Origin of the sequence: Gilliamella sp. B2889 (assembly GCF_026536885.1) — a bacterium.
GTDB lineage: Bacteria > Pseudomonadota > Gammaproteobacteria > Enterobacterales > Orbaceae > Gilliamella > Gilliamella apicola_E.
The window spans coordinates 377,458-402,376 of sequence record NZ_JAFNNF010000001.1; the positions used below are offsets into that span (position 1 = coordinate 377,458).

General features: G+C 33.7%; 22 protein-coding genes, 1 tRNA gene, 2 pseudogenes and 1 riboswitch. Of the genes and pseudogenes, 13 read left to right on the top strand and 12 right to left on the bottom strand.

The window, feature by feature from the left end; all coding sequences use genetic code 11:
* The first annotated feature begins 1 nt into the window (after position 1).
* Positions 2–3,802 carry a translocation/assembly module TamB domain-containing protein gene (locus J3U09_RS01790; protein ID WP_267356886.1) on the top strand — a complete coding sequence of 1,267 codons (3,801 nt, stop codon included), beginning with the start codon at positions 2–4 and terminating at the stop codon, positions 3,800–3,802.
* A gap of 42 nt (positions 3,803–3,844) precedes the next feature.
* Here the strand turns inward: J3U09_RS01790 and mnmD are convergent, their stop codons facing one another.
* Positions 3,845–4,558 carry a tRNA (5-methylaminomethyl-2-thiouridine)(34)-methyltransferase MnmD gene (gene mnmD, locus J3U09_RS01795; RefSeq protein WP_065563225.1) on the bottom strand — a complete coding sequence of 238 codons (714 nt, stop codon included), beginning with the start codon at positions 4,556–4,558 and terminating at the stop codon, positions 3,845–3,847.
* A gap of 86 nt (positions 4,559–4,644) precedes the next feature.
* Between mnmD and J3U09_RS01800 the strand changes: the two genes are divergently transcribed.
* The 7 genes and pseudogenes from J3U09_RS01800 (at position 4,645) to J3U09_RS01825 (ending at position 9,588) form a co-directional block, all read left to right on the top strand.
* On the top strand, positions 4,645–5,373 hold the full coding sequence (locus J3U09_RS01800; protein ID WP_267356887.1) for a 1-acylglycerol-3-phosphate O-acyltransferase: 729 nt from the start codon (positions 4,645–4,647) through the stop codon (positions 5,371–5,373).
* 5 nt (positions 5,374–5,378) lie between these two features.
* On the top strand, positions 5,379–6,146 hold the full coding sequence (gene cmoM, locus J3U09_RS01805; protein ID WP_267330236.1) for a tRNA uridine 5-oxyacetic acid(34) methyltransferase CmoM: 768 nt from the start codon (positions 5,379–5,381) through the stop codon (positions 6,144–6,146).
* Between the two features lie 31 nt (positions 6,147–6,177).
* Positions 6,178–6,288, top strand: a pseudogene (locus J3U09_RS10950) (CBS domain-containing protein); the annotation flags it as partial.
* A gap of 118 nt (positions 6,289–6,406) precedes the next feature.
* Positions 6,407–7,333, top strand: a complete 927-nt coding sequence (rfaD, locus tag J3U09_RS01810) for an ADP-glyceromanno-heptose 6-epimerase (RefSeq protein ID WP_267356888.1) — start codon at positions 6,407–6,409, stop codon at positions 7,331–7,333.
* Positions 7,334–7,344: 11 nt separating this feature from the next.
* Complete coding sequence (rfaF, locus tag J3U09_RS01815) at positions 7,345–8,385, top strand: ADP-heptose--LPS heptosyltransferase RfaF (protein WP_065563217.1); 1,041 nt, start codon at positions 7,345–7,347, stop codon at positions 8,383–8,385.
* 2 nt (positions 8,386–8,387) lie between these two features.
* Positions 8,388–9,350 carry a lipopolysaccharide heptosyltransferase RfaC gene (rfaC, locus tag J3U09_RS01820; protein WP_267356889.1) on the top strand — a complete coding sequence of 321 codons (963 nt, stop codon included), beginning with the start codon at positions 8,388–8,390 and terminating at the stop codon, positions 9,348–9,350.
* Positions 9,351–9,387: 37 nt separating this feature from the next.
* A complete protein-coding gene (locus J3U09_RS01825) occupies positions 9,388–9,588 on the top strand; it encodes a YaeP family protein (RefSeq protein ID WP_065734473.1) in 201 nt (66 codons plus the stop codon).
* Here the strand turns inward: J3U09_RS01825 and J3U09_RS01830 are convergent.
* The 3 genes from J3U09_RS01830 to trmA form a co-directional block, all read right to left on the bottom strand.
* Positions 9,581–10,993, bottom strand: a complete 1,413-nt coding sequence (locus tag J3U09_RS01830; RefSeq protein ID WP_081299540.1) for a heavy metal sensor histidine kinase — start codon at positions 10,991–10,993, stop codon at positions 9,581–9,583. The genes J3U09_RS01825 and J3U09_RS01830 overlap by 8 nt on opposite strands.
* On the bottom strand, positions 10,971–11,657 hold the full coding sequence (locus tag J3U09_RS01835) for a heavy metal response regulator transcription factor (protein WP_065563213.1): 687 nt from the start codon (positions 11,655–11,657) through the stop codon (positions 10,971–10,973). The genes J3U09_RS01830 and J3U09_RS01835 overlap by 23 nt, the downstream gene beginning before the upstream one ends.
* A 351-nt stretch (positions 11,658–12,008) precedes the next feature.
* Positions 12,009–13,109 (bottom strand): tRNA (uridine(54)-C5)-methyltransferase TrmA, encoded by a 1,101-nt coding sequence (gene trmA / locus J3U09_RS01840; RefSeq protein WP_267356890.1) that lies wholly within the window; start codon positions 13,107–13,109, stop codon positions 12,009–12,011.
* Between the two features lie 243 nt (positions 13,110–13,352).
* On the opposite strand from trmA, the gene srmB reads away from it, so the two are divergent.
* Complete coding sequence (gene srmB / locus J3U09_RS01845) at positions 13,353–14,663, top strand: ATP-dependent RNA helicase SrmB (protein WP_267356891.1); 1,311 nt, start codon at positions 13,353–13,355, stop codon at positions 14,661–14,663.
* 125 nt (positions 14,664–14,788) lie between these two features.
* A complete protein-coding gene (locus J3U09_RS01850) occupies positions 14,789–15,391 on the top strand; it encodes a peroxiredoxin C (RefSeq protein ID WP_065563210.1) in 603 nt (200 codons plus the stop codon).
* 148 nt (positions 15,392–15,539) lie between these two features.
* Here the strand turns inward: J3U09_RS01850 and J3U09_RS01855 are convergent, their stop codons facing one another.
* From J3U09_RS01855 to J3U09_RS01870, 4 genes are all read right to left on the bottom strand, one after another.
* The gene (locus J3U09_RS01855; protein WP_065563209.1) at positions 15,540–15,872 is read right to left on the bottom strand and encodes a DMT family transporter; all 333 of its coding nucleotides are present in this window, start codon (positions 15,870–15,872) and stop codon (positions 15,540–15,542) included.
* Positions 15,873–16,802: 930 nt separating this feature from the next.
* Positions 16,803–16,878 (bottom strand) — tRNA-Lys (locus J3U09_RS01860).
* Between the two features lie 97 nt (positions 16,879–16,975).
* Positions 16,976–17,290, bottom strand: a complete 315-nt coding sequence (locus tag J3U09_RS01865) for a DMT family transporter (RefSeq protein WP_065563283.1) — start codon at positions 17,288–17,290, stop codon at positions 16,976–16,978.
* A 23-nt stretch (positions 17,291–17,313) separates the two neighbouring features.
* Entirely contained in the window at positions 17,314–17,637 is a 324-nt protein-coding gene (locus tag J3U09_RS01870; protein ID WP_065734479.1) for a DMT family transporter, read from the bottom strand.
* Between the two features lie 599 nt (positions 17,638–18,236).
* Between J3U09_RS01870 and J3U09_RS01875 the strand changes: the two genes are divergently transcribed.
* From J3U09_RS01875 to J3U09_RS01885, 3 genes are read left to right on the top strand one after another with little or no spacing between them, the layout of a single operon-like run.
* Entirely contained in the window at positions 18,237–18,893 is a 657-nt protein-coding gene (locus J3U09_RS01875) for a nucleoside recognition domain-containing protein (RefSeq protein WP_065734480.1), read from the top strand.
* A complete protein-coding gene (locus J3U09_RS01880) occupies positions 18,886–19,359 on the top strand; it encodes a YjiG family protein (RefSeq protein WP_065563280.1) in 474 nt (157 codons plus the stop codon). Before J3U09_RS01875 ends, J3U09_RS01880 begins: the two co-directional genes overlap by 8 nt.
* A gap of 14 nt (positions 19,360–19,373) precedes the next feature.
* The gene (locus tag J3U09_RS01885; RefSeq protein WP_267356892.1) at positions 19,374–20,474 is read left to right on the top strand and encodes a M20 peptidase aminoacylase family protein; all 1,101 of its coding nucleotides are present in this window, start codon (positions 19,374–19,376) and stop codon (positions 20,472–20,474) included.
* A 42-nt stretch (positions 20,475–20,516) separates the two neighbouring features.
* Here J3U09_RS01885 and ribB read toward each other — a convergent pair whose 3' ends face one another.
* From ribB to potG, 4 genes and pseudogenes are all read right to left on the bottom strand, one after another.
* Entirely contained in the window at positions 20,517–21,155 is a 639-nt protein-coding gene (gene ribB / locus J3U09_RS01890) for a 3,4-dihydroxy-2-butanone-4-phosphate synthase (protein WP_267352628.1), read from the bottom strand.
* Between the two features lie 146 nt (positions 21,156–21,301).
* Positions 21,302–21,440: riboswitch (FMN riboswitch) on the bottom strand.
* A gap of 109 nt (positions 21,441–21,549) precedes the next feature.
* The gene (locus J3U09_RS01895) at positions 21,550–22,308 is read right to left on the bottom strand and encodes an ABC transporter permease subunit (protein WP_370632617.1); all 759 of its coding nucleotides are present in this window, start codon (positions 22,306–22,308) and stop codon (positions 21,550–21,552) included.
* Positions 22,309–22,551: 243 nt separating this feature from the next.
* A pseudogene (gene potH, locus J3U09_RS01900) lies at positions 22,552–23,424 on the bottom strand (putrescine ABC transporter permease PotH); the annotation flags it as partial.
* Positions 23,425–23,748: 324 nt separating this feature from the next.
* Positions 23,749–24,885: a putrescine ABC transporter ATP-binding subunit PotG gene (potG, locus tag J3U09_RS01905; RefSeq protein ID WP_081299544.1), complete on the bottom strand. Its 1,137-nt coding sequence runs from the start codon at positions 24,883–24,885 to the stop codon at positions 23,749–23,751.
* Positions 24,886–24,919 lie beyond the last annotated feature (34 nt).

The following is a 24,919-nucleotide window of genomic DNA, read 5'->3' on the forward strand; positions in this document are numbered from 1 at the left end:
AATGGCAAAAAATCCAAATAGAGTAAAAAAAGCTGAAAAAATAAAGCGAATCCGAAAATGGAAAAAACGCAGTATTGTCGTGTTATCCATTTTTGTTTTTCTCATCACCTTTATTATTTTGATGATCTATACCAGTTTAGGTGTAAAACTAACAACTTACGTACTTAATAAATTTTTACCAGAATTAAAAATTGAACAAGTAGATGGCACTTTTCATAATTTACACCTTCAAGGGCTGTCATTAGAACTTCCGGGCATTGATGTTAAAGTAAAAGATGCTAAATTCAAATTGAATGGTTCATGTTTGATTCAAACCAAAATTTGTATCAAACAGTTTGATGCTGATGATGTAAGCGTTATTATTGATACTGACAAAATCAATCGTTCACCAGATGAACCTATTCCCGAAAAACGAGAAACAATTAGTACACCACTACCAATTGATCTTAAGCAGACCCATATCACTAATGTCAATGTAAAAGTCAATGATATGCAATTTGGCATGTCAGACTTTACAGGTAAAGCTAGATGGGTGAATGAAAAAATTTATGTTTATCCATCAGTTGCTATGGATTTATCAGCTATCTTTGCCGATACTGATGATAATAAATCAATTACTACTTCAAATGATGATTTACCATTAAATCAAAAAATTAACCAAATATTTAATCAACCTCTAATTACGTCACTACCACAAGTTAATATTCCATTAGATTTTGATGTTACTAGTTTAACCGGTAACAATTGGTTGCTACATATTGGTGGTCAAGATTACCATTTCAACCAGGTTAGTATTAAAACGGATATGATTAATAATCATATTATTGTAAAACAAGTTGAAACTGATGCTATAACACCATATGCCAATGGGCATGCTTTTGTATCAGGGCAGATTACCTTAGGCGATGATTGGCCTATTTTTGCTTTAGTGAAAGTGGATACTGAAAGTAATCATCTTAATGGACAGTTTTCAGGAAAATTATTAGGTCAATTGTCCACTTACACCAATATTAACGGATTGAATCAAATTACTATTGATGGGCAAATTAACTTTATTGAGAAATATTTACCATTAATGGCTAAAATCAATGGTAAACATATCCAATGGCCAATTGAAGGTAAGCCACAATATCAGTTAGATAATTTTGATATCGCATTAGATGGAAATACCGAAAAATATAATATGCTAGCCAAAGGCGATATTAAAGGTGAAGGTTTACCTGATACCAGTTTCGACGTTATTGGTAATGGAACAAATCAATCAGCATCCTTTGATCATGCTAATATTAAATTACCTCAAGGTAGCATTAATATTACAGGTCATTTAGATTGGCAAAAAGCTTTAAAATGGGATACTAATATAAAATTAGATAATGTTGATCTTACTAAAGAATTACCTGCCTACCCTATTCGTTTAGTCGGACAATTAAAAACCACAGGGGCATTTGATAAGGATTCATGGCAATTAAATATACCGGATATGCAGTTAAAAGGTAATATAAAACAAGCAAACTTTTTAGCAAATGGTAATTTGTTTGCCGATTCTAACCACTCTATATCAGCCAATAACCTTGAAATGGTTTGGGGTAAAAACCAAATTAACATCAATGGTTCTACAGATAAGGGAAATTTGAATGCGCAACTTAATTTAAGTGCTTTATCATTACTGGTTAATAATCTTAATGGTGCTGTTGTAGGAAATGTTAAAATGACAGGAAATAGTGCTTCTCCTGTTATTAACACGAACTTAAATATTAATGCATTAAGTTATGAAACTATTTCGATAGCCAAGGCAAACCTAGCTGGCAAAGTTCAATATACCAATCAATTTAGTGGTCAATTGAATCTAGTTGGTCAAAATATCGATATTACAAGTGAAAGTATCAAAAAAGCTAACATAGAACTTTCAGGTAATGAAACTCATCACACTTTAACCATCAATCTTGATGGTAGCCCTCTTTCCATGACAACTTCTTTAACAGGTGAACTTGATAAAGAACATACTATATGGACTGGAAATATACCACGTAGTTTAATAACATTAGGTGATAAGAGCCGTTGGCAATTAACCAAGCCAATCAGTCTTTCTTATGATATCACTAAAGAAATTCCAACTATTGGCGCTCATTGTTGGCGTGATAATATTTCAAGTATCTGTTTAGATAAATCATTTTCTATTGCACCACATAATGAAACATCAATTACATTAAAAGATATTGATCTGGCTAAGTTACCTATTCCAAATGATGGTGAAACTAAAATTGATGGTTTCATAAATGGAAAGGCAAATATTAAATTTGATAACTCAAGCAAAATTCCAAGTATCAAAGCAAATATAACTAGTAATAAAGTTTATGTTAAACAAATGATCACCAATCAAGCTTTGCCGATTCCATTTGATTTATTCAATATCAATGCAGAATTTAATGAGCAACAAGCTAAGCTAGATTGGCGTTTTAGTTTAAATAAATTAGGAAAGATCACTGGTGATTTATTAATTAAAGATCCTACCGCCAAAAAAGAGTTAAGTGGCCAATTGAATATTGACAATTTGGCATTAGCGATTGTGAATCCGTTATTAAGTAAACATGAATATGCCAAAGGCGCTATCAATGGTAATATCAAATTCTCTGGCTCTTTAATGGACCCAATCTTAAATGGTGGTATCAATTTAAGACATAGTGATATTAAGACTTATCAATTACCAATTGATGTAAAATCCGCTATGGTTGATATTAAATTTAATGGTAAATCATCAACATTAAAAGGTGTATTAGTTACTAAATCTGGAAATATCAATATTAATGGCCAAGCTAGTTGGAATAACTTTGAAAAATGGCAAGCTAATATAACTGTAAATGGTGCCGCTATGGAGGTTACTGTACCGCCAATGATTGTTATGTCTGTCATTCCAGACATTAAGATCGAGGCAACGCAAGATGAACTAACGGTACTTGGTAAAGTTTCAATTCCAAAAGGTAAAATTACGGTTGATTCACTTCCGCCTTCAAGTATTGATGTTTCTCCTGATGAAGTAATGTTGGATAGGAACTATAAACAAATTCAACCACAAAACTTTGGTATGAAAATTAATAGTCATATCGAAATCAATATTGGTGATAACGTCACGGTCGATGCATTTGGATTAAAAGCATCATTAAAAGGGAAATTGATCGCTACACAGACGAATAAAGGGTTAGATTTACATGGTGAAATTCTTATTCCTAATGGTCGATTCCATGCCTATGGACAGGATTTAATTATCCACAAAGGAGTTGTCACTTTTTCAGGACCAACCGATCAAGCTATCTTAGACATAGAAGCAATAAGAAATCCTGACTCAATGGATAATAGCAATATTACAGCAGGAATTCGAGTTAAAGGATCTACAGAAGATCCTAAGATCGAAATATTTTCTGATCCAGCTATGTCACAACAAGAAGCACTTTCTTATTTAATTCGAGGTCAAGGTCTTGATAGCTCCGATCAGAGTGACAACGATATGATGACGGCATTTTTAGTCGGTGTTGGGACAGCAAAAACAGGTAAATTCATCGGTGATATAGGTAATGCTTTTGGAATTAAAAATCTTACTTTAGATACTCAAGGAGCAGGTAATAATTCAAAAGTGGTAGTAAGTGGCTATATTTTACCTAATCTACAATTAAAATACGGTGTAGGTATTTTTGACTCATTAGCAACATTTACCTTACGATATAGACTTTTACCAAATTTATACGTGGAAGCTGCTTCTGGTCTAGCACAAACTTTAGATCTTATTTATCAATTTGAATTTAATTAATTTCAAACATCTAATTTAGTTTGCCAAAATTGGCAAACTAAATTAAGATTTACTACCAATAAGCATTTCTCGCTTAACCCCAAATCCCTTATGTTTTTTGACATTAAAACCTGCATTGATTAAATTACGTCGAACAAATCCTGCCGCAGTAAAAGTAGCAAAAGAACCTCCTTCATTCGTTAAGTCATAGCACTTTTTAAAAAGCGATTCCGACCACATTTCAGGATTCTTTGCAGGTGAAAAACCATCAAAAAACCAAACATCAATCAAACAATTTTGTTGTTTTAAAAACTTTGGATAGTGAGTGATATCGTCATAGCAAATAACTAAATGAGTATCATCTAAAACGATACTTTGAGACTCGTTTAAAGAATCTCTTAATTGTTTGGCTAGTAAACTCAAAGAATCATTACTGTTGATTATTTTACTATGAACTTTTGACATTTCTTTTTCAGATAAAGGATATTTTTCAACACTAAAAAAATCCAATCTTTTAAGAGGACTATTAGGTTTATTCTCTCTAAATTGTTTGAACATTTGCCAAGCAATTAAAAAACTTAGACCTGTACCAAAACCTGTTTCTGCTATAGTGAAGCTTTCGCGCTGATGTAGCAAAAAACGCTCATATAAACTATTTCCTTCAATGAACACATAACGAGTTTCATCGATTGCGCCGTTGGTATTAAAATAGATATCATCAAAATAACGAGAAATTGGGGTTTGATTTTCATCCCAAATGATTGTTGATTCGTGCATAAACATCCTTCAAAGCGATATTTAACAAACTGTATATTCTTATAGATTACGTATATAATACGCCAAGTTAACTTATGAGGTAAATTATGGTTTTTCTTTTTCGCTTAATCATCGTGTTATTTATTGGTATTTTAACTTGTGTACTAGGCGTTATTTTTTGCTTATTCAATCCTCGCAACCCCAAAAATGTGGCTCGATTTGCCCATCTTTTCAGCTTTTTCTTTAAACCAATATTAGGAGTAAAAGTCGATACTCGTAAATACCCCGAAATTGAAAATTTAGGTAGCTGTGTATTTATTGCTAATCACCAAAATAATTATGATATGGTTGTCGCTGCTGATATTGTACAGCCTAAAACAGTTACAGTAGGCAAAAAAAGTCTTGCTTTGATTCCATTCTTTGGTCAACTTTATTACCTTACAGGAAATATTTTGATTGACCGTAACAATAAATCAAAAGCTCGTGATACGATTAATTTGGTCGTTAAAGAAATAAAAAAACGTGGTATATCAATTTGGATGTTTCCTGAAGGAACCCGTAGTAAAGGGCGAGGTTTGTTACCCTTTAAAACAGGCGCATTTAAAGCAGCTATTGCAGCTGGAGTCCCTATTGTGCCAATTTGTGTATCGGATACGAATAACATTAAGCTAAATCGCCTCAATAATGGTCATATGATTGTCGAAATGCTATCACCTATTGAAACAAAAAATTTACGTAAAGAAGATGCAAGAACTTTGATGGAACAATGTTATCAACAAATGTCAGAAAAAATTGCTCAAATTAATTTAGAAGTAACTAAATTAAATAATAAATAACCACTATGACTGTTAACGATCGTAATTTTGATGATATTAGCCATAAATTTGCTAAAAATATTTATGGTACAACTAAAGGCAAAATCCGAGAAGCTATTGTTTGGCAAGAACTTGAAAACATATTAGCCAAATATCCTAAACCTATCAACATCCTTGACGCTGGTGGTGGTCAAGGACAAATAGCGTGTAGACTTGCCAAATTAGGACACAATATAACTGTTTGTGATATTTCCAAACAAATGCTGGATTTAGCTAGCCATCAAGCGCAGCAAGAAAATTTAACCTTAAACTTTATTCATTGTTCAATTCAAAATCTTGATAAGTTTATCGATCAACCTTTTGATCTTGTGATTTGCCATGCTGTATTAGAGTGGGTAGCTGATCCTGTACAGATAATCCAATCTTTAAAAAGACATCTAAAAAAAGAGGGTTATTTATCTTTAATGTTTTATAACTATCATGGACTATTATTTAAAACGGTGACATTAGGTAACTTTGGATATACTCAATCAGGACTTGCTAAACGCAAAAAGAAAACCTTATCGCCTGATTATCCTCGTGATCCAAATCAAGTGTATCAATGGCTAATTGAACAAAGTTTTGAGATTACGAATAAAACAGGAATCCGAGTCTTTCATGACTATTTAACTAATAAGTCAAAAGCAGAAACTCATTTTGATCAGTTATTAGAAATTGAAAAACAATACTGCCAAAGCGAACCTTATATTAACTTAGCTAGATATATTTTAGTAACTGCAAAATTATTAAATTAAGATTTTGAGATAGCGTAATCCCTTATCAGATGCTTTAAATATAATGGAACAACACAAGCCAAGACCAATAACAGTTTTACCGGTACTTGATGTTAATGAAAAATTCATAGGTATGATTCACATAACTGATATATACCATTAAATCGTGTCATTTTTTATCATAAATTCATTAGCAACAAAACTAAGATGTAGAAATGAATACTCGAAAATTTGCCAATAAATCGTTATTATATTATTTTTACTAGTTAAAGGTTGTGATTATGATTGTTGTTACTGGCGGTGCTGGGTTTATTGGAAGTAATATCGTTAAAGGATTAAATGATCTAGGGCACAAAGATATTTTAGTGGTAGATGATTTAACTGATGGTACTAAATTTTCGAATTTAGCTGATTTAGATATTGCTGATTATAAGGATAAAGATGAATTTATAGCAGAAATAATATCTGGCGAAAATCTTGATATTGAAGTTATTTTCCATCAAGGTGCTTGTTCATCCACAACAGAATGGGATGGCAAATTTATGATGGAAAATAATTATAATTATTCTAAGGATTTGCTCCATTATTGTTTAGATTTTGATATTCCTTTTTTATATGCATCCTCAGCTGCCACTTATGGTGGTCGGAGCGATAATTTTATTGAAGAGCGTTCCTATGAAAAACCATTAAATGTTTATGGTTATTCAAAATTCTTATTCGACCAATATGTCCGTGAAATATTACCACAAGCAAATTCACAAATTTGTGGATTTCGTTATTTTAATGTTTATGGTCCACGGGAAAACCATAAAGGTAGCATGGCTAGCGTCGCATTCCATTTAAATGAACAAATCAATAAAGGGGAAAAACCTAAATTATTTACTGGAAGTGATAATTTTAGACGTGATTTTATTTATGTTGGAGATGTCGTTGAGGTAAACTTATGGTTCTGGAAAAATAATGTTTCTGGCATCTTTAATTGTGGAACTGGACGAGCTGAATCTTTCCAATCAGTAGCTGATGCAGTTTTAAATTATCATCAAAAAGGTGAAATTGATTATATTCCTTTCCCAGAACACCTGAAAGGACGTTACCAAAGCTTTACTCAAGCTGATTTGACTAAATTTAGAAAAACAGGATGTCCAATTGAGTTTAAAACAGTTGCACAAGGTACAACTGAATATATGAAATGGTTAAACGAGCAATAAGAGGAACAACAATGAAAACCCTGATTATTGGTCCATCTTGGGTTGGTGACATGATGATGTCCCAAAGTTTATATCGCACTTTAAAGCATCTAGAGCCAACTATTGAAATTGATGTAATGGCACCAGCTTGGTGCCGTGCTTTATTGAATAAAATGCCTGAAGTCAATCAATCAATTGCTATGCCAATTAATCATGGGGAGTTTGCATTAACTAAACGTTACCAACTAGGAAAAGAATTACGTCAATACGACCAAGCAATCATTTTACCTAACTCATTTAAATCAGCACTGATTCCTTTCTTTGCTAAAATTCCTAAACGCACTGGCTGGAAGGGTGAGATGCGTTATGGTTTATTAAATGATATGCGTATACTTGATAAAAAAGCTTTTCCATTAATGGTCGAACGTTATGTCGCCCTTGCCTACCCTAAACAAGATATCCATTCAGCAAAAGATATTCCTCAACCAATTTTATGGCCAAAACTGAGTGTTGAAAAGGATGAGGTTGAGCAAGCATTATCAAACTTTAATATTCCTACAGATGTTCCTTTAATTGGATTTTGTCCTGGCGCTGAATTTGGCCCTGCTAAACGTTGGCCTGATTATCACTATGCTGCATTGGCTGATTTGATAGTAAAACAACATGCTAAAATTATTATCTTTGGTTCAGAAAAAGATAAAGCTGTTGGAGAACAGATTATTGCCAAAATGGCGCATGGTGATCAGTGTATTAATCTTGCTGGCCAAACAAAATTAGAACAAGCGATCAACTTGATTGCGGCATGTAAAGCAATTGTCACTAATGATTCAGGCTTAATGCATGTTGCAGCTGCACTTGATAAGCCTTTAGTTGCACTTTATGGACCAAGTAGCCCTGATTTTACTCCCCCATTATCAAATAAAGCAGAAGTCATTAGACTCATTACTGGCTACCACCGAGTTCGTAAAGGTGATAGTGAGCAAGGTTATCATCAAAGTCTAATTGATATAAAACCCGATCATGTTTTTGAAACATTGATGAAACTTATCGTTCGCTGTGAAAAGAGTAATTAATTATGCGTGTATTGGTTGTTAAAACTTCATCAATGGGTGATGTGTTGCATACTTTACCGGCTTTAACAGATGCCGCCAACAATCTACCAAATATTACATTTGATTGGGTAGTTGAAGAAAACTTTTCACAGATTCCAAGTTGGCATTTTGCTGTAGATGAAGTTATCCCAGTTGCAATAAGGCGTTGGCGAAAAAACTGGTTTGCTAAAACGGTTCGTCAAGAACGCCACCAATTTATAGAACATTTAAGACGACAACAGTATGATTGCATCATTGATGCTCAAGGTTTAATAAAAAGCGCATTTTTAATTACTCGTAAAGCGCGAGGTATTAAGCATGGCTTAGATCGACAAAGCATCAAAGAACCCATCGCTAGTTGGTTTTATGATGTTAAACATCATGTCCCTAAACAGATGCATGCCATAGAGCGTGTTCGGATGCTGTTTGCTAAAAGTCTTAATTACTTGCAACCTGATTCAATCGGTGATTATGCTATTGCTCGTCATTTCTTAACTGCATTACCTAATGATAACCAGAAATATTTAGTATTCCTTCATGCTACTACTCGCGACGAAAAGCACTGGACAGAAGAAGCATGGCGAGAATTAATTAAATTAATTCAACCAACAGGACTAAGGATTAAACTACCATGGGGAGCTCCTCATGAGCAAGAACGGGCTTTACGCTTAGCACAAGGATTTAATCACGTTGAAGTATTACCAAAGCTTTCTCTTAACGAAATCGCAACGGTTATTGCGGGTTCAAAAGCTGTAGTGTCAGTAGATACAGGATTAAGCCATTTAACAGCGGCACTAGATCGTCCTAATATAACTTTATTTGGAAAAACCGATCCAAACCTAATTGGAGGATATGGCAAAAACCAACACAGCATCATTTCAAAAGATAAAACGATGCAATCAATCACATCCAATGAAGTTTATCAAATGTTAACTGCGTTTATTTAAATTGTATTTGAGTTTCAATAAATAGGAAGATAATAATATGAACAAATATCATGAGCTAATTCGTGAAAGATATGCTCAAATTGGCAGTAATGATTTAGGTTATATTGAAGATGCGTTAGGTGCGGTAATGATGGTACTTAATGAAGTAGTCGATAATCAACTAGTACCGCAAGATCTAAGAGAAAAAGCCGCATACGCTGCAGCTAATCTCTTAATAAGTGATTATGATGTTAAATAACGGTCGGAAGATTGATTATAAAACGTGTAGACAGATCATCTGATTCAACATAAATATGACCCTTATGTGTATCGATAATCGATTTTACAATAGCCAAACCAATTCCGGTACCTGAGCTATCTTTGTTATTTCGATGACGCGATTCATCAACTCGATAAAAGCGGTCAAAAAGATGAGGTAAATGACGACTTTCAATCTTTTTTCCAGGGTTAGAGATGATAATTTGAATTCGTTTTTGTGTAAGTTGACCCAATTTAATCTTAATTGTTTGATTTTCAGGGGTATAACGAATCGCATTGGAGATGATATTACTTATCGCCCGCCCTAACATCATTTTATCACCTTGAATATGAGAACAATTACCTTCAAGTTCAAAAGTAATATTTTTCTCATCAGTCAAAGGTTCAAAATATTCACACATTAAACTAATCATCGAATGTAAATCTATATCGATAAGATTAGGTACTAGCTGATGATTATCGGCTTGTGCTAAAAAAAGCATATCCGATATCATCTGAGACATTTTTTCATACTCTTCTAAATTAGAATATAAAATTTCTCGGTACTCTTCTGTAGAGCGCGCATTATTTAAAACAATTTGCGTTTGTGTCGTTAGATTTGTGATTGGTGTTCGCATTTCATGGGCAATATCTGCGGTAAAATTGCGTTGTCGTTCAAAGACATCTTCCATTCGATGAAGCATATTATTAAACGCCTTAACCAAACTCACATATTTTACAGGAACCGAAGCTGTTGAAATACGATAATTTAAGCTTTTCATATTAATTCGTTCAATTTTTTTAATTAAACGATTAATTGGTTTTTGTGTGTAATAAATGGAAATTAACGATCCAATCAATGCTAACACACAAGAAATAGCAATTAGTAAACCTAATCCATTTCTCAATCGATTTATAAATTCAAGCTGTAAATTGCGCGCTACTGCAACTATTGTCGTATATTGACGCCCTTCATCCAGTAGAACTCTGGAAGCACCGATACGATAAGATGATTTATCGATATTCCAAATCGCGGTACTATTTTCGGTAATCAATCGTTCAAAATCTTCTTGTGATAAAGCAATAGATAAATTAGGACCACGAGTGCGATACACAATTTTTCCTGAATCATCAATGATATAAACAAATAGATGATGATGACCGGTCAAGATGAGTAGTAGATTTTGAAAGAATTCATCTCGATTTTCATCGGGTGAATAATAGGTAAGTTCACGTTCAATAGAGGTGATAACTGAATTCAATTCCGAAACATTTTGCTGAATTGAAATTTTTTCAAACGTATGTTCAATAAGATAACTGAAACAATAAAGTAGCCCGCAGGTTAGCAGGCATACGATAAGTGGTATACGAAACGATATGAAGTTACTCTGCTTCATCCAAGACATCTAATTTATATCCCATTCCACGGACTGTATGAATTAATTTAGGTTCAAAATCGGCATCGATTTTGTTCCTCAATCGCCTAATTGCTACATCAATTACATTGGTATCGCTGTCAAAATTCATATCCCATACTTGTGAAGCAATAAGGGATCTTGGTAAAACTTCTCCGGGATAACGTAAAAAATATTCTAGTAATAAAAATTCTTTATTCGTTAAATCAATTCTTTTATCACCTCGGGTTACTGTTCGTTTAGGTAAGTCCATAATTAAATCAGCAATGCTTAATTGATAATTATTTACTTGTGGAACGTTTCGTCTTAATAAGGATTTAATTCTTGCTAACAATTCAGCGAAAGAAAAAGGTTTAACTAAATAGTCGTCTGCGCCTAAATTGAGTCCTTTCACTTTATCTTCAACACTTCCCATTGCAGTAAGTAAAATAATTTGAGTATCTTTACCTGCTTCACGCAAAGACTGTACAATTTTCCAACCCACAATATCAGGTAGCATTACATCAAGAATAATCAGATCATAATCTTCAGTCATTGCTCGATGATAACCATCGAGTCCGTTATCAGTAAGATCTACAATAAATCCTGATTCAACTAAACCTTGACGAAGATATTCACCGGTTTTTTGTTCATCTTCAACAACTAACAATTTCATATTGAATATTCCTTAATGTTTTATCAGGTTATCGAAATTGCATAATGCAGTTATAGGATATATTAGGAAGTCAAATGACATCATGACATTTCAGTGACTATTTTGTAATTTTGCAGTCATTAAAACGTCTGTTTAGGTTTGCTATAGTAGCACCACAATGATTCATGAGGCTAGACAGTATTGTTTCATTGTTTTATTTCCTTTCATCCATTCCTTGCAATTTAATGCAGCCCTAGTTTATCTAGGGTTTTTTTTTGCTTTTTAAACCACTTAATATGAAATAATTGGAATAAAACAGTTAATTTGGCATAAAATTTATCTTATTTAACCCAGATTAACCGTTTTTGAATATTATTGATATTCCTTTTTACGTAATACAATACCTGTTTCAATATGATCAGTATAAGGAAATTGGTCAAACATAGCAAAATGTTCTATATAATGCGTTTGAGTAAGTCGTTGCAAATTATCTTTTAAAGTATAAGGATTACATGAAATATAGACAATTCGATCATAACTTTGAATGATATTAATCGTTTTATCGTCTAATCCCGCTCGAGGAGGATCTACCAACACAGTTTGACAATGATAATCATTTAAATTAATACCATTTAATCGATTAAAATCCCTCTCTTTCCTAATGGCAGAAGTAAACTCCTCAGCAGATAATCTCACAATAATTAAATTATCAATATTATTGATTTTGATATTATGTTGTGCTGAATAGACGGAAGCTTTTGCAATCTCAGTTGCTAAGACTTTATTAAAATTTTGAGCCAATGCAATAGAGAAATTACCGTTACCACAATAAAACTCTAGAAGATCACCTTTAGACTCTTTAGTTACCGAAACAGCCCATTCCAACATTTTTATATTGATAGCCGCATTAGGTTGAGTAAAACTGTTTTCAACTTGTCGATATTTAAAAGTCTTATCAAATATTGGTAAAACCTCATCAACATAATCGGCATCAATGGCAATTTTTTGATTACTTGCTCGACCAACCAGATTAGTATTAATCCCTAGTTCAGCTAATTGTTGTTTTAAACGCTCAGCAGCAATTATCCATTCGTCACCTAATTTTTTATGATACAAAAGTGTTATTAATAACTGCCCACTAAGTGTAGAGAAATAATCAATTTGAAAAAGCTTATGACGTAAATTATCGTTGTATTGAATTAAAGGTAAAATTGACTGCATTGCCTTGTTAATCAGTTTTGAGGCAATAGGAAAACTATCTATTCTGACTCTTTTCTTCTTATCATACATTATATGATAAAGCTCATCACCATTATGCCAAATTCTAAATTCAGCACGCATTCGATAATGACTAATAGGTGAAGAATAAGTCACTAACTCGGGTAATTGAAAATCAGATAATATCGTTTTTAAATTGATTATTTTATTTTGTAACTGCTGGTTATATTTATCGTTCGAAAAAGATTCTGTCATATTTATAATTCGACCATCAATTTTGATAAAGAGTGAATAGTATTTTATAATTTCTAAAAATCATAATTCTATCATAATCCCCAGCTTATGATAAGCTCATACGCCAGTAGTTGCCTATCAAATAAAGCGTCTGCAATTAAAACAATTTTTACTTTCATATAATATGATTGGTTGCTGATAAAGATTGTAGTTATAGCGATTGCCGTTATAATGTGGGGCAAAATGATAGATTAGAAGAGCACTATGACAACGCAAACTTTCTCTGATTTACAGTTAGATGATATTTTAATTGAAAATCTGCAAGCGCAAAACATTAACGAACCCACAGTAATACAAGCACAAACTGTCCCTGTAGCCCTAGACGGTAAAGATGTTCTAGGATCAGCCCCGACAGGAACCGGTAAAACATTGGCATTTTTAATTCCAGCGGTACAACATCTGCTTGATTTTCCACGTCGAAAACCTGGACCTCCAAGAATATTAATCTTAACCCCCACTCGAGAATTAGCTATGCAAATAGCTGAACAGGCAAAACTACTTACCAAGTCAACACACTTGAGTATAGCCACGATTACAGGTGGAGTTGCTTATATGAATCATGCCGAAGTTTTCAGCAAAAATCAGGATATAGTCATTGCAACAACCGGACGTCTATTACAATACATTAAAGAAGAAAACTTTGATTGTCGTGCAGTTGAAATGCTAATTTTGGATGAAGCCGATCGCATGTTAGATATGGGGTTTGCTCAAGACGTTGAAACCATTTCAGCTGAAACGCGCTGGCGTAAACAAACATTATTATTTTCAGCAACGTTAGAAGGTGAAGGTTTACATAGTTTTGCTAATCGAATTCTTAACGAACCTGTTGAAATCAATGCTGATCCTTCCCGAAAAGAACGAAAGAAGATTTTACAATTTTATTATCGTGCTGATGATTTAACACATAAAGTCGCATTGCTAACTCACTTATTAAAGCAGAAAGAAGTTAAAAAAACTATCGTCTTTGTTCGTAAACGTGAACGTGTACATGAATTGGTTTCACTGCTGCATCAAGCTGGAATTCATAGTTGTTATTTAGAAGGAGAAATGGTTCAAGCCAAACGTAACGAAGCCATTAAACGGATGAATAACAATACGGTCAACGTACTGGTAGCAACTGATGTTGCTGCTAGAGGGATAGATATTAACGATATTACCCATGTTATCAATTTTGATGCACCTAAAACGGCTGATGTTTATTTACATCGAATTGGTCGAACCGCTAGAGCAGGGAAAAAAGGTACAGCAATTATGTTGATTGAGGCACACGATAATGAGTTATTACAAAAAATTGAACGTTATATTCGTGAGCCTATCAAATTAAGAACAATTGATGAACTACGCCCAAAAACCAAAGCACCTAAACCAGTAACAAAAAAGAAACCCTCGCAAAAAGCTAAACAAAAAAATGCGGCTAAAAAGCAAGAAGAGACTAAAAAGAAAAAGTTAAAACAACGTCATCGAGATATTAAAAATAAGGGAAAACCCAATAAAATGATAACTAAAACCGAATAATAGTTTATTTACCATAGGTTAAACTTATGAAATCAATTGCTGATAACAACTTGGCGTATTGGCTAAGATTGATATAATAAAACGCATATTCAGTATATACATTAGCTACACAAGGAAAAAATTTTATGACATTAGTCACTCGTAAAGCGCCAGATTTTACTTCAGCGGCAGTACTAGGTACTGGCGAAATTGTAAATAATTTTAATTTAGCTGAGCATATTAAAGGTAAATATGCCGTAGTATTTTTCTGGCCTATGGACTTCACTTTTGTATGCCCATCAGAAATTATTGCATTCGATCACCGTTTAGAAGAGTTCAAAAAACGTGGTGTTGAAGTAATTGGTGTCTCAATGGACTCAGAATATGTTCATAATGCATGGCGTAATACACCACAAGATAAAGGTGGTATCGGAGAAGTGAAATTCCCTATCGTTGCCGATATAAAACATAGCATTATGCAATCTTATGGTGTTGAACATCCTGAAGCAGGTGTTGCTCTTCGTGCATCATTTTTTATCGATAAATCAGGCGTTGTTCGTCATGAAACAATTAATGATTTACCAATCGGTCGTAATATTGATGAAATGCTGCGTATTGTTGATGCTTTCCAATTCCATGAAGAACATGGCGAAGTTTGTCCTGCACAATGGACAAAAGGAAAGCAAGGAATGCAAGCAAATCCAAATGGCGTTGCTAGCTACTTAAAACAACACGCTAATGAAATCTAAGTTGAGAAACATGCTATTATAATTAGCTTAGAAATATTTTAAAAACGCAAACCGGAGTACAACTCCGGTTTTTTTATGTTCAAACGCGAACTACAGTCAGATAACGTTCAAATAGTATTTAAGTTATTATCAACGCAATATGTTTATATTAATGCCCGCTAACATTTGAAAATAGGTTAATAATAACCACACCAAATATAATAAAGCCCATACCAATTAATGCTGCTAGATCTAAAGATTGCTTCATAAAAATCCAAGCTATCAAACTGATAATAATAATCCCGATCCCCGACCAAATCGCATAAGCAATACCGACAGGAATAGTTTTTAAGGCCAATGAAAGAACATAAAATGACGCGCTATAACCAATAATAGTAATTATTGAATACATTAAATGCGTAAAACCGTTAGAAAGTTTTAATGAAGAAGTTGCAATCACTTCACAAATAATTGCAATAAAAAGTAATAGATATGAATTCATATTATGACTCATAAGTTAGTTGAAATAAAAAATGAAGACTCGCCATAAATCTTAGTGTGATCTATACAAACTCAGTAAACACACAATTCAGGAAAAAATAGAATAAATGCAGGGGTATGAGGGATCAGAAAAGAGCTATTAAAAAAATACTTATTAAACATATAACGTTTATTATCCACTCAACACCTTGATGTAATATACCACTCCTCAATAATAAAGTAAAAAGTTAAAAGAAAACGGATTACTTTTTAGTATATTACTTTTCGAGTGATGAGTCCCTTAAAGTCATTATCAATTTTCATTGATTTATACATTTGATTCAGAACTTTTTATAAATTACGCTAAACGATTAAATATGTTAATCAGCACGACAATTGCTCACTATTTTTGATAAAATAAAAAATACCCTATTAAAAGATTTCGGTAGTCGATTCAATCTCAAACATTGAAAAAATTGTTCAAGTTCGATTAAATACCGCACTTCAATTAGCATTCAATACTCTTATCTTATCAGCATCATCTCAAAAAATATTCAGCTATTAAGTAAACACAAAATGCTTAATAATGAAATAATTAAGCTAACAATGATAAATCCAATTAAAAATTTACCAACTTTATAATAAAACCTATTTGTCTCATTTTCTCGCTTCTTTCTATTGAAACAAAGCAAAAGAATACCTATGAGAAGAATTGGTAAATAGATATACCAAAAATAAAACGGTGCAACTATTAACAGAATTAGAATTACTTGGCCTGTAGTTAGTGAAAACATTTGGAATTTCTATACTTAAATAATTATAACGTGCTATTAAGAATCATAACAAATCTATGATTCAACTTCATAGAAGAGAAATAGTATATGTAACGCCTTAATAAATCAATAATTATTTTCCAAGATGTGGGATAATAGTATTGGATGAATCTGGTGAATGGTGGGTTGTGAGGGGATCGAACCCGCGACCAATTGATTAAGAGTCAACTGCTCTACCGACTGAGCTAACAACCCATTTAGTTAGTTGGGATATTCTATATAACTTTATATTCTAATGCAAATCCTCTATTCTCAAATTAATATAATTGTCAGAATGAAAACTCATTTACAACTAAACGGTAACATGTAAACCAACGATACCGATAATAATCACACTCAGACCAAATATTCGAGTGAAATTCTTCGGTTCATTGAAGATAAGCATATTAGCCAAAACCGCACCTGAAGTACCTAGCCCTACCCACACTGGATAAACTATACTTAAATCCAGATACTTGAGTGAAAAATAAAATAGTATAAATGAAACAAAAAAACCGCCCCAATAAAACATTAATCGCAACAAGCTTTTTTGTTGCGAGTATAGCTTAAGACCTATAGCGCCAATAACTTCGAAAATTGCAGCAGTTAAAATAAATAACCATCCCATATCTCAATCCAAATTTTAGTTAATTAGCTATCAGCTCGTTTTAATTGCACAACACCAATGATAATTAAAGCTACAAAAAATATTTCAATCAGTTTAATTTGTTTGCCAAATACAACCATATCAATCAGTAATGAGCCAATCGCGCCAACACCAGAAAATATTGCATAGACAGTACCTGTAGGAATAGTCTTACATGCATTAGTTAAAAACGTAAAATCAACAATAATGACTAATACAACAATCACCCAATGCCACCACTGGCTCGCAGTAGTAAAACCAAATACCCAACACAATTCAAAAAAGCAGGTGAGAACAACAAATACCCACTCTTTATTCCTGCTGTACATAATGACCTCATTATTTTTTTATTTTTTGTTTATATTGCTTAATTTTATTATTTCATTAATGTGCTTAATGAAAACAAAAGACGGTTCGCAAACTAAAACATTTGCCACCTAAAGATTATGATGTTTATGCAGAGAAACAGTTCAACCTTATATATAATATCGATAGTTTCTGAAACACTTTAATGCTATTTCTTACTATTTATTAACAATTCTATAATGACGGATGAAAAATGGCAAGCCTAGAATTATTGATAATTGTATGCTTTTAAATAACTTTCTCAAAAATTGAGAGAAAATCCGAAATAAAATTAATCCATTTAACTTAAATCAATTACCAAAAATGATAACTTAATATAGCTTAGATCCTATCCTTAATCCCAGCAAATGATCAATCTTACTCAACGCGTAATTGACGAATAAAATCTATCTAATTTTAAAAAAAAGTTGAGGAAAGGGGTTTTTTTTCAATTAAATCAATATAGAATACGTCGCTTAGTATTTTAATTCATTTTAAATCAAAATAATTCAAGTACTTTAAGTGTAACTTATTTAATATTTATATTAGAAAATAAGTCAGATAAATCAAAAAGGAATAGACAATGTCAAATAAATCGGACAATGAGTTTAAAGTCGGAATAAAGGCCTATGTGTCACTAGTTGTTGCCATACTGTTTTTTTCCGGGCTATTTTATAACGTGGATGGAAAAGCTTGGTTAGGTGCATTTGATTTTACCAGCTTAAGTGGTAAATTTGGTACGATGCTTCACCCTGAAAAAAATACTTTTGTTGGTGAAGGTGGAAATAGCGCCAGAGCCGGCTTTATTTTTGCCTTATCACTAATACCGACAGTTATGCTTGCGTTAGGTGTTTTAGAAATTTTTACCCATTACGGTACAATTCGTGCAGCTCACAAACTATTAACTCCCCTTCTTAAACCTATTTTAGGGGTTCCTGGTAAAACGGGCCTTGCGTTAATTACTGATTTACAAAGTACTGACGCTGGAGCCGTATTAACTAAAGAGTTGTATGATGAAAAACAGATCAGTAAAAAAGATCTTATCATTATCAGCGCCTGGCAATATTCAGGAGCGGGCTTAATTAATAACTACTTTTCTATTGGTTCTGCGCTTTTTGCTTCAATGACTGTCGCAATATTTACACCATTGGTCATTATGATTGTATTGAAATTCGTTGGTGCAATTTTAGTACGCATGATTTTAAATTCAGTTTATAAAAAGGATTTTATCAATGAATAACTCAACCAATCAAAAACAGACTAACAATCCATTAGATATTTTCGTTATTGGTGCTCGCAAAGGCTTCAATATTGCAATAAACAATTTAATGCCTAACATTATTATGGCATTTGTTATCACGGAAATATTAAAAAGATTAGGTTTGATGCAATTAATCGGTGAAGTATTTGCACCCGTTATGGGGCTATTTGGTTTGCCGGGTGAAGCTATAACGGTATTGTTGACCGCTTGGTTATCAGCTTCAGCAGGAACGGGTGTTGCTGTAAATTTAATTTCTGGCGGTATTTTAAGTGGTGTTGATATCACGATCTTAGCACCAGCTATTTTCTTAATGGGCTCACAATTACAATATATGGGACGTTTATTGGGTGTTGCTGATGTACCTAAAAAATATTGGCCACTATTAATGCTTAACAGTATAGTTAATGCTTTAATTGCGATGATCATCATGCGATTTATAGTGTGATAAAGGAGATATCTATGTCTAATGTACTTGAACATTACCACTATTTACATCAAATTCCTGAGTTGGGTTTTGAAGAATTTAAAACCTCAGCCTATATCGCGGATAAACTTGAAGCTGCTGGCTATAAAGTAGCACGAAACATTAACAATACCACAGGAATTGTTGCTGAATATGACAGTGGAAAACCCGGTCCAGTGTTAGCATTACGAGCTGATATGGATGCTCTAGGTCATATCATTGAAGGTGAACACTGTGCGAGACACACTTGTGGACATGACGGTCACTCATCAATGTTATTAACTGCAGCCCAAGAACTCATTAAAGAAGGTAATATAAAAAAAGGAAAATTAAAGCTAATTTTTCAACCTGCTGAAGAGTTAGGTTCAGGTGCTTTAGCCATGATAGAAGGCGGTGCTATTGACGATGTTGATATGATCATTGGCTTACATGTACGTCCTAAAGATGAATGCCCAAAAGGCTGTGCATCAGCTGCCATGTTTTATTCAGCCTCAACGACAGTTGAAGTAAATATCCATGGTATTCCTGCTCATGGTGCAAGACCACATTTAGGCGTAAATGCATTAGATGCTGCAACTATGGCAATTCAAGCTGTGAATACTATTCACCTAGCGCCCAGCTTAACTTATAGCGTGAAAGCCACGCGTTGTATATGTGATGCGGGTGTAACGAATGCTATTCCATCAGAGGCCTATGTTTGTTGGGATTTAAGAGCCCCAACTAATCCTGCTATGGATGATTTAAAAGCAAAAACACTTAAAGCAATCGAACTCAGCGTTGCATCAATTGGTGCTAAAGCTGATATCAAAGTATCAAAAGAGATACCAGCAGCTGAAATTGATGATGAAGTCACAAAAATTATTGCTGAATCTATTATAGATGTGCTTGGCAAAGATGGATTAAAAGATCCTATTTTTACCCCAGGTGGAGAAGATTTCTTCAATTATCCTCGTGAAAGAGATGTAAAATCAGGTTTTTGGGGATTGGGTGTTGATTTAACACCAGGTCTACATCATCCAGATATGACTTTTGATACATCAGCATTAGAAAATGGTGTAAAAATCACTAAAACTTGTGCTTTAAAAGTTTTGGGTTAAGTAAATTATTCCGCCGAATATTTCGGCGGTTTCTTGAAAGACTTATAATGATTTACGATAGGCCACAATATCATCAATTGTAACTACTGGTAACTGATGCTTTTTAGCAAATTCGACAACTTGTGGTGCTCTAGCCATTGTTCCATCATCATTCGTTAATTCACAAATTACAGCGGCTGGTTTAAAGCCTGCTAATGAAACTAAATCTACAGAGGCTTCTGTATGACCTCGACGACTCAAGACGCCATTCTCTTTTGCGACTAATGGAAAGACATGGCCTGGATGATTTAAATCACTTGGTTTTGCATTATCTGCAATCGCAGCTTTTACCGTAGTGACTCTGTCCGCAGCCGATACGCCAGTTGTTACGCCTTTCGCAGCTTCAATAGTAATAGTAAAAGCGGTCTGGTTTTTACTGGTGTTGTTAGCAACCATCATTGGTAACTCTAATTTATCGCAATAGGATTGTGGCATACATAGGCAAACTATACCACTTCCATATCGAATCGTTAGCGCCATTTGTTGTGTTGTAATTGTTTGTGCTGCCCAAATAATATCGCCTTCGTTTTCGCGATCTTCATCATCTAGCACTAATACGCCAGATCCAGCTTTGATTGAAGCGATTGCTTTTTTGACACGCTCGATGGGTGTTCCGAATTCATTTAAGTTAAACTGATTCATGGTAAATACCTATCCTGTTTTATTAAACTAATTATATTTATTCTTAATTAATTTGAATTCATTAAGTTATAAATATATTAAATACCAGAATCAGGGCAAGTGCTTGACCATAGTGATTTTGCTATAGCGCAAATATAGAAAAGATAAGCTACTCTCTTTCATCCAGACTTTAACTGTCGGCTTTGGAATCTCACCAAATCTGCTTGTCCTTAATAAAATCTATTTTATTAAGCGCTCGTGGGCTATACCACCGGTGGGGAATTACGCCCCGCCCTGAGAATTTTTTGTCAGTGAACTGACATCAAACACTATAATATAAATTAATAAAAAAAACACGTATATTTTAGGTGGATAAATAAATTGCCGCATAAAGCGGCAATTTTTGATGAGGCAATTAATGCATTCGAATTTCACGCAAATGCCGTTTCTCAGCGCGACGCATCCAAAGCCATGAAATGAAGCCAATAATACCAACAATTAATAAAATAATTGTCGCTAAGGCATTAACTTGAGGATCAACCCCTAATCGGACTTTAGAAAATACCAGTTTTGGTAACGTCATCGCACCTGGCCCTGTCACGAAATTAGCGATAACCACATCATCAAGTGATAAAGTAAATGCCAATAACCAACCAGATACAAGAGCTGGAGCAATCATAGGTAACGTTATAATGAAAAATACCTTTAATGGATTAGCACCCAAATCTAATGCCGCCTCTTCAATTGACCTATCTAACTCTCGTAATCTTGCGCTAATAACGACTGTCACATAAGCGGTACAAAATGTTGCATGAGCGAGCCAAATAGTAATTGCACCTCTTTGTGTTGGCCAACCAAGTACTTGTCCCATTCCAACAAATAACAATAGTAATGCCAAGCCGGTTATTACATCTGGCATAACTAGTGGTGCCGTTGTCATAAACGAAAACAAATTAGAACCTCGGAATCGTCTATATCGTATTATGGCATAAGCAGCTAAGGTACCAAGTACGATTGCTAATGATGCAGCACCCGCAGCAATAGAAAGGCTCAATCCTACCGCTTTAAGTAAGGCTTCATTATGGATCAATTCAAAATACCATTTAGTTGAAAATTCAGACCAAACAGTTACAAGTCTTGAACTATTGAAAGAATAAACAATCAAGATGATCATCGGTATATATAAAAAGGAAAACACTAATAATAGAATTAATCCTTTTAAAAATTTACCTAGCAATGATATCGTTACAATAATTGTCAAAATAAGACTGAAGACAAAACATCCCACATATAAGCTACTACTACTTAATAAAGTAAAACCAGATGCTGAAATCAAAACCGATAGCACCAATGAACCTAAGAATGCGGAGATAAAAACAATCAATGCTGATCGCACGATTAATGGTAAATTATTCATTTATTTACCCCCCATTTGTCGGTTTTGGAATTTGTTAAAGTAATAGATAGGGACAATTAATATCAATAACATCACTGTTGCGACAGCTGATGCGGCTGGCCAATCGTGATTATTAAAGAATTCAGCCCATAGCTGAGTACCAATCATTAGACTATCTGAAGGCCCTAACAGTTCAGGGATTACATATTCCCCAACCGCCGGAATGAATACCAACATGGCTCCAGCAATAACACCATTTTTAGTTAATGGTACGATAATCCTAAAGAAGGTTTTGATTGGCTTACAGCCTAAATCTAATGCTGCTTCAATTAGGGTTGAATCGACTTTACTTAATGATGTGTAAATTGGTAACACAACAAATGGTAAGTAAGAATATACAATACCGATATAAACAGCTAGATAAGTTTTCATAATGATTAGCGGTTGATCAATAACACCTAACCACATTAAGAAATGATTTAACAAACCATTAGGATTCAATATTCCAATCCACGCATAAACACGAATTAAAAATGATGTCCATGATGGTAATATAATCAACAATAATAAAATATTTCGAGTAGATGGTTTGCATTGCGATATAGCCCATGCTAATGGATAACCAATCAAAATACATAATAATGTCGAAATTGCAGCCACTTTCAATGACTGTAAATAGGAGTCTAGATAAATAGTATCAGCTAATAAATTAAGATAATTACCAAAATTTAAAACAATATTTACCAGCCCATCTTCATAACTAAAAAGTTCAGTATAAGGAGGAACGGCTATCGCCACTTCCGAAAAGCTGATTCTAAATACGATTAAAAATGGTAATAAAAAGAGTAACAGCATCCAAAAGTAAGGAATCGCGATAACTAACAAACGACCATATAATGTCATTAAGTCGGAATCATCACGTTGTTGTCGCATCTTTTTATAAGCATAATAGATAGCAACCAAACCGACTAATTCAAGTATATATAAAATACTACCAGCTATTATCAACCGATAAGCAAATTTAGATGGTTTATAATGCGCTAAATATGCACCTAAACATGATAATAAAAAGCTTAATACCATTGATGTAAATAACGCATCTAAAAAAAGATTGTCAAATGCATTTGTTGTTACAAAACGTAAATAAATACCGAGTAACACCAAGGCATTTAATAACAAACCCCATAAAATGGATCGCATCAATATATCCTCTTGTGTTTATTCAGTAAGTACAACACAACTATCGATTTCCCAACTAAGGTTGACAATATCACCCCAAGTAGGCATACCTTTACGATAGCGATGTTCGTTTTGTAGCTGTGCAATAATTATCTGACCACTTTGCAATTTTACGTGATAAATTGAAAGATCGCCTAAATAAGCAATTTCAACAACTTCACCTGTTGCAACGTTATAGGCATCTTCAGCAATTTCATCACAAAGTTTGATTTTTTCAGGTCTTAAGGCAACTTGAATTGGAACACCTTCGACAGCGGGTGAATCATAATCAACTTTTAAAGAGTGCTTAATCATAGGACAACTAATAATTAATCCATCTTCTAATGTTTCTTGTAAAATGCCATCAAATACATTTACTGAACCGATGAACTCAGCGCTATAACGACTATTTGGGTGCTCGTAAATCTCTTCAGGCTCACCAATTTGCACAAATTGACCTTTGTTCATAATCGCAATGCGCCCTGCCATTGTCATCGCTTCTTCCTGATCATGGGTTACCATTACACAGGTCGCACCAACTTGTTCTAAAATGCTAACCACTTCAAGTTGCATACGATCACGAAGTTGTTTATCCAAAGCGCCCATTGGTTCATCTAATAATAGAAGTTTTGGTCTTTTGGCTAGACTTCTTGCTAAAGCAACTCGTTGTCTTTGACCACCAGATAATTGATGAGGTTTACGTTTACCAAATTGCTCCATATGCACAAGCGCTAACATCTCTTCAACACGCTGTTTAATGTCGCTTTTAGCTAATCTATCTTGTTTAAGACCAAAAGCAATATTTTGCTCAACCGTCATGTGAGGAAAAAGAGCATACGATTGAAACATCATATTAATTGGACGATTGTAAGGAGGAACTTGCGATAAATCCTTACCATCTAAAATAATTTGTCCGGATGTTGGTTGTTCAAACCCTGCAAGCATACGCAATAAGGTCGATTTACCACTACCTGATGCACCTAATAAGGCGAAAATTTCCCCATCATAAATGGTTAAATTTACATCATCGACGGCATAATAGTCGTCATTAAAAACTTTAGTTAGATTTTTGATCTCCAATAATGGAGTTATCATCTTTTTTTTAGGCTGTACCTGATTTGTTGTTTTATCGTTCACACTTTTTTCCTCATAACAACAAGCCAAAAAAAAC

What these genes read in the sequence shown, in the direction of transcription:
- J3U09_RS01790 (WP_267356886.1), top strand. Translation starts at nt 2, where the DNA reads ATGGCAAAAAATCCAAATAGAGTAAAAAAAGCTGAAAAAATAAAGCGA.
- mnmD (WP_065563225.1), bottom strand. Translation starts at nt 4,558, where the DNA reads ATGCACGAATCAACAATCATTTGGGATGAAAATCAAACCCCAATTTCT.
- J3U09_RS01800 (WP_267356887.1), top strand. Translation starts at nt 4,645, where the DNA reads ATGGTTTTTCTTTTTCGCTTAATCATCGTGTTATTTATTGGTATTTTA.
- cmoM (WP_267330236.1), top strand. Translation starts at nt 5,379, where the DNA reads ATGACTGTTAACGATCGTAATTTTGATGATATTAGCCATAAATTTGCT.
- rfaD (WP_267356888.1), top strand. Translation starts at nt 6,407, where the DNA reads ATGATTGTTGTTACTGGCGGTGCTGGGTTTATTGGAAGTAATATCGTT.
- rfaF (WP_065563217.1), top strand. Translation starts at nt 7,345, where the DNA reads ATGAAAACCCTGATTATTGGTCCATCTTGGGTTGGTGACATGATGATG.
- rfaC (WP_267356889.1), top strand. Translation starts at nt 8,388, where the DNA reads ATGCGTGTATTGGTTGTTAAAACTTCATCAATGGGTGATGTGTTGCAT.
- J3U09_RS01825 (WP_065734473.1), top strand. Translation starts at nt 9,388, where the DNA reads ATGAACAAATATCATGAGCTAATTCGTGAAAGATATGCTCAAATTGGC.
- J3U09_RS01830 (WP_081299540.1), bottom strand. Translation starts at nt 10,993, where the DNA reads ATGTCTTGGATGAAGCAGAGTAACTTCATATCGTTTCGTATACCACTT.
- J3U09_RS01835 (WP_065563213.1), bottom strand. Translation starts at nt 11,657, where the DNA reads ATGAAATTGTTAGTTGTTGAAGATGAACAAAAAACCGGTGAATATCTT.
- trmA (WP_267356890.1), bottom strand. Translation starts at nt 13,109, where the DNA reads ATGACAGAATCTTTTTCGAACGATAAATATAACCAGCAGTTACAAAAT.
- srmB (WP_267356891.1), top strand. Translation starts at nt 13,353, where the DNA reads ATGACAACGCAAACTTTCTCTGATTTACAGTTAGATGATATTTTAATT.
- J3U09_RS01850 (WP_065563210.1), top strand. Translation starts at nt 14,789, where the DNA reads ATGACATTAGTCACTCGTAAAGCGCCAGATTTTACTTCAGCGGCAGTA.
- J3U09_RS01855 (WP_065563209.1), bottom strand. Translation starts at nt 15,872, where the DNA reads ATGAATTCATATCTATTACTTTTTATTGCAATTATTTGTGAAGTGATT.
- J3U09_RS01865 (WP_065563283.1), bottom strand. Translation starts at nt 17,290, where the DNA reads ATGGGATGGTTATTTATTTTAACTGCTGCAATTTTCGAAGTTATTGGC.
- J3U09_RS01870 (WP_065734479.1), bottom strand. Translation starts at nt 17,637, where the DNA reads ATGTACAGCAGGAATAAAGAGTGGGTATTTGTTGTTCTCACCTGCTTT.
- J3U09_RS01875 (WP_065734480.1), top strand. Translation starts at nt 18,237, where the DNA reads ATGTCAAATAAATCGGACAATGAGTTTAAAGTCGGAATAAAGGCCTAT.
- J3U09_RS01880 (WP_065563280.1), top strand. Translation starts at nt 18,886, where the DNA reads ATGAATAACTCAACCAATCAAAAACAGACTAACAATCCATTAGATATT.
- J3U09_RS01885 (WP_267356892.1), top strand. Translation starts at nt 19,374, where the DNA reads ATGTCTAATGTACTTGAACATTACCACTATTTACATCAAATTCCTGAG.
- ribB (WP_267352628.1), bottom strand. Translation starts at nt 21,155, where the DNA reads ATGAATCAGTTTAACTTAAATGAATTCGGAACACCCATCGAGCGTGTC.
- J3U09_RS01895 (WP_370632617.1), bottom strand. Translation starts at nt 22,308, where the DNA reads ATGATCATCTTGATTGTTTATTCTTTCAATAGTTCAAGACTTGTAACT.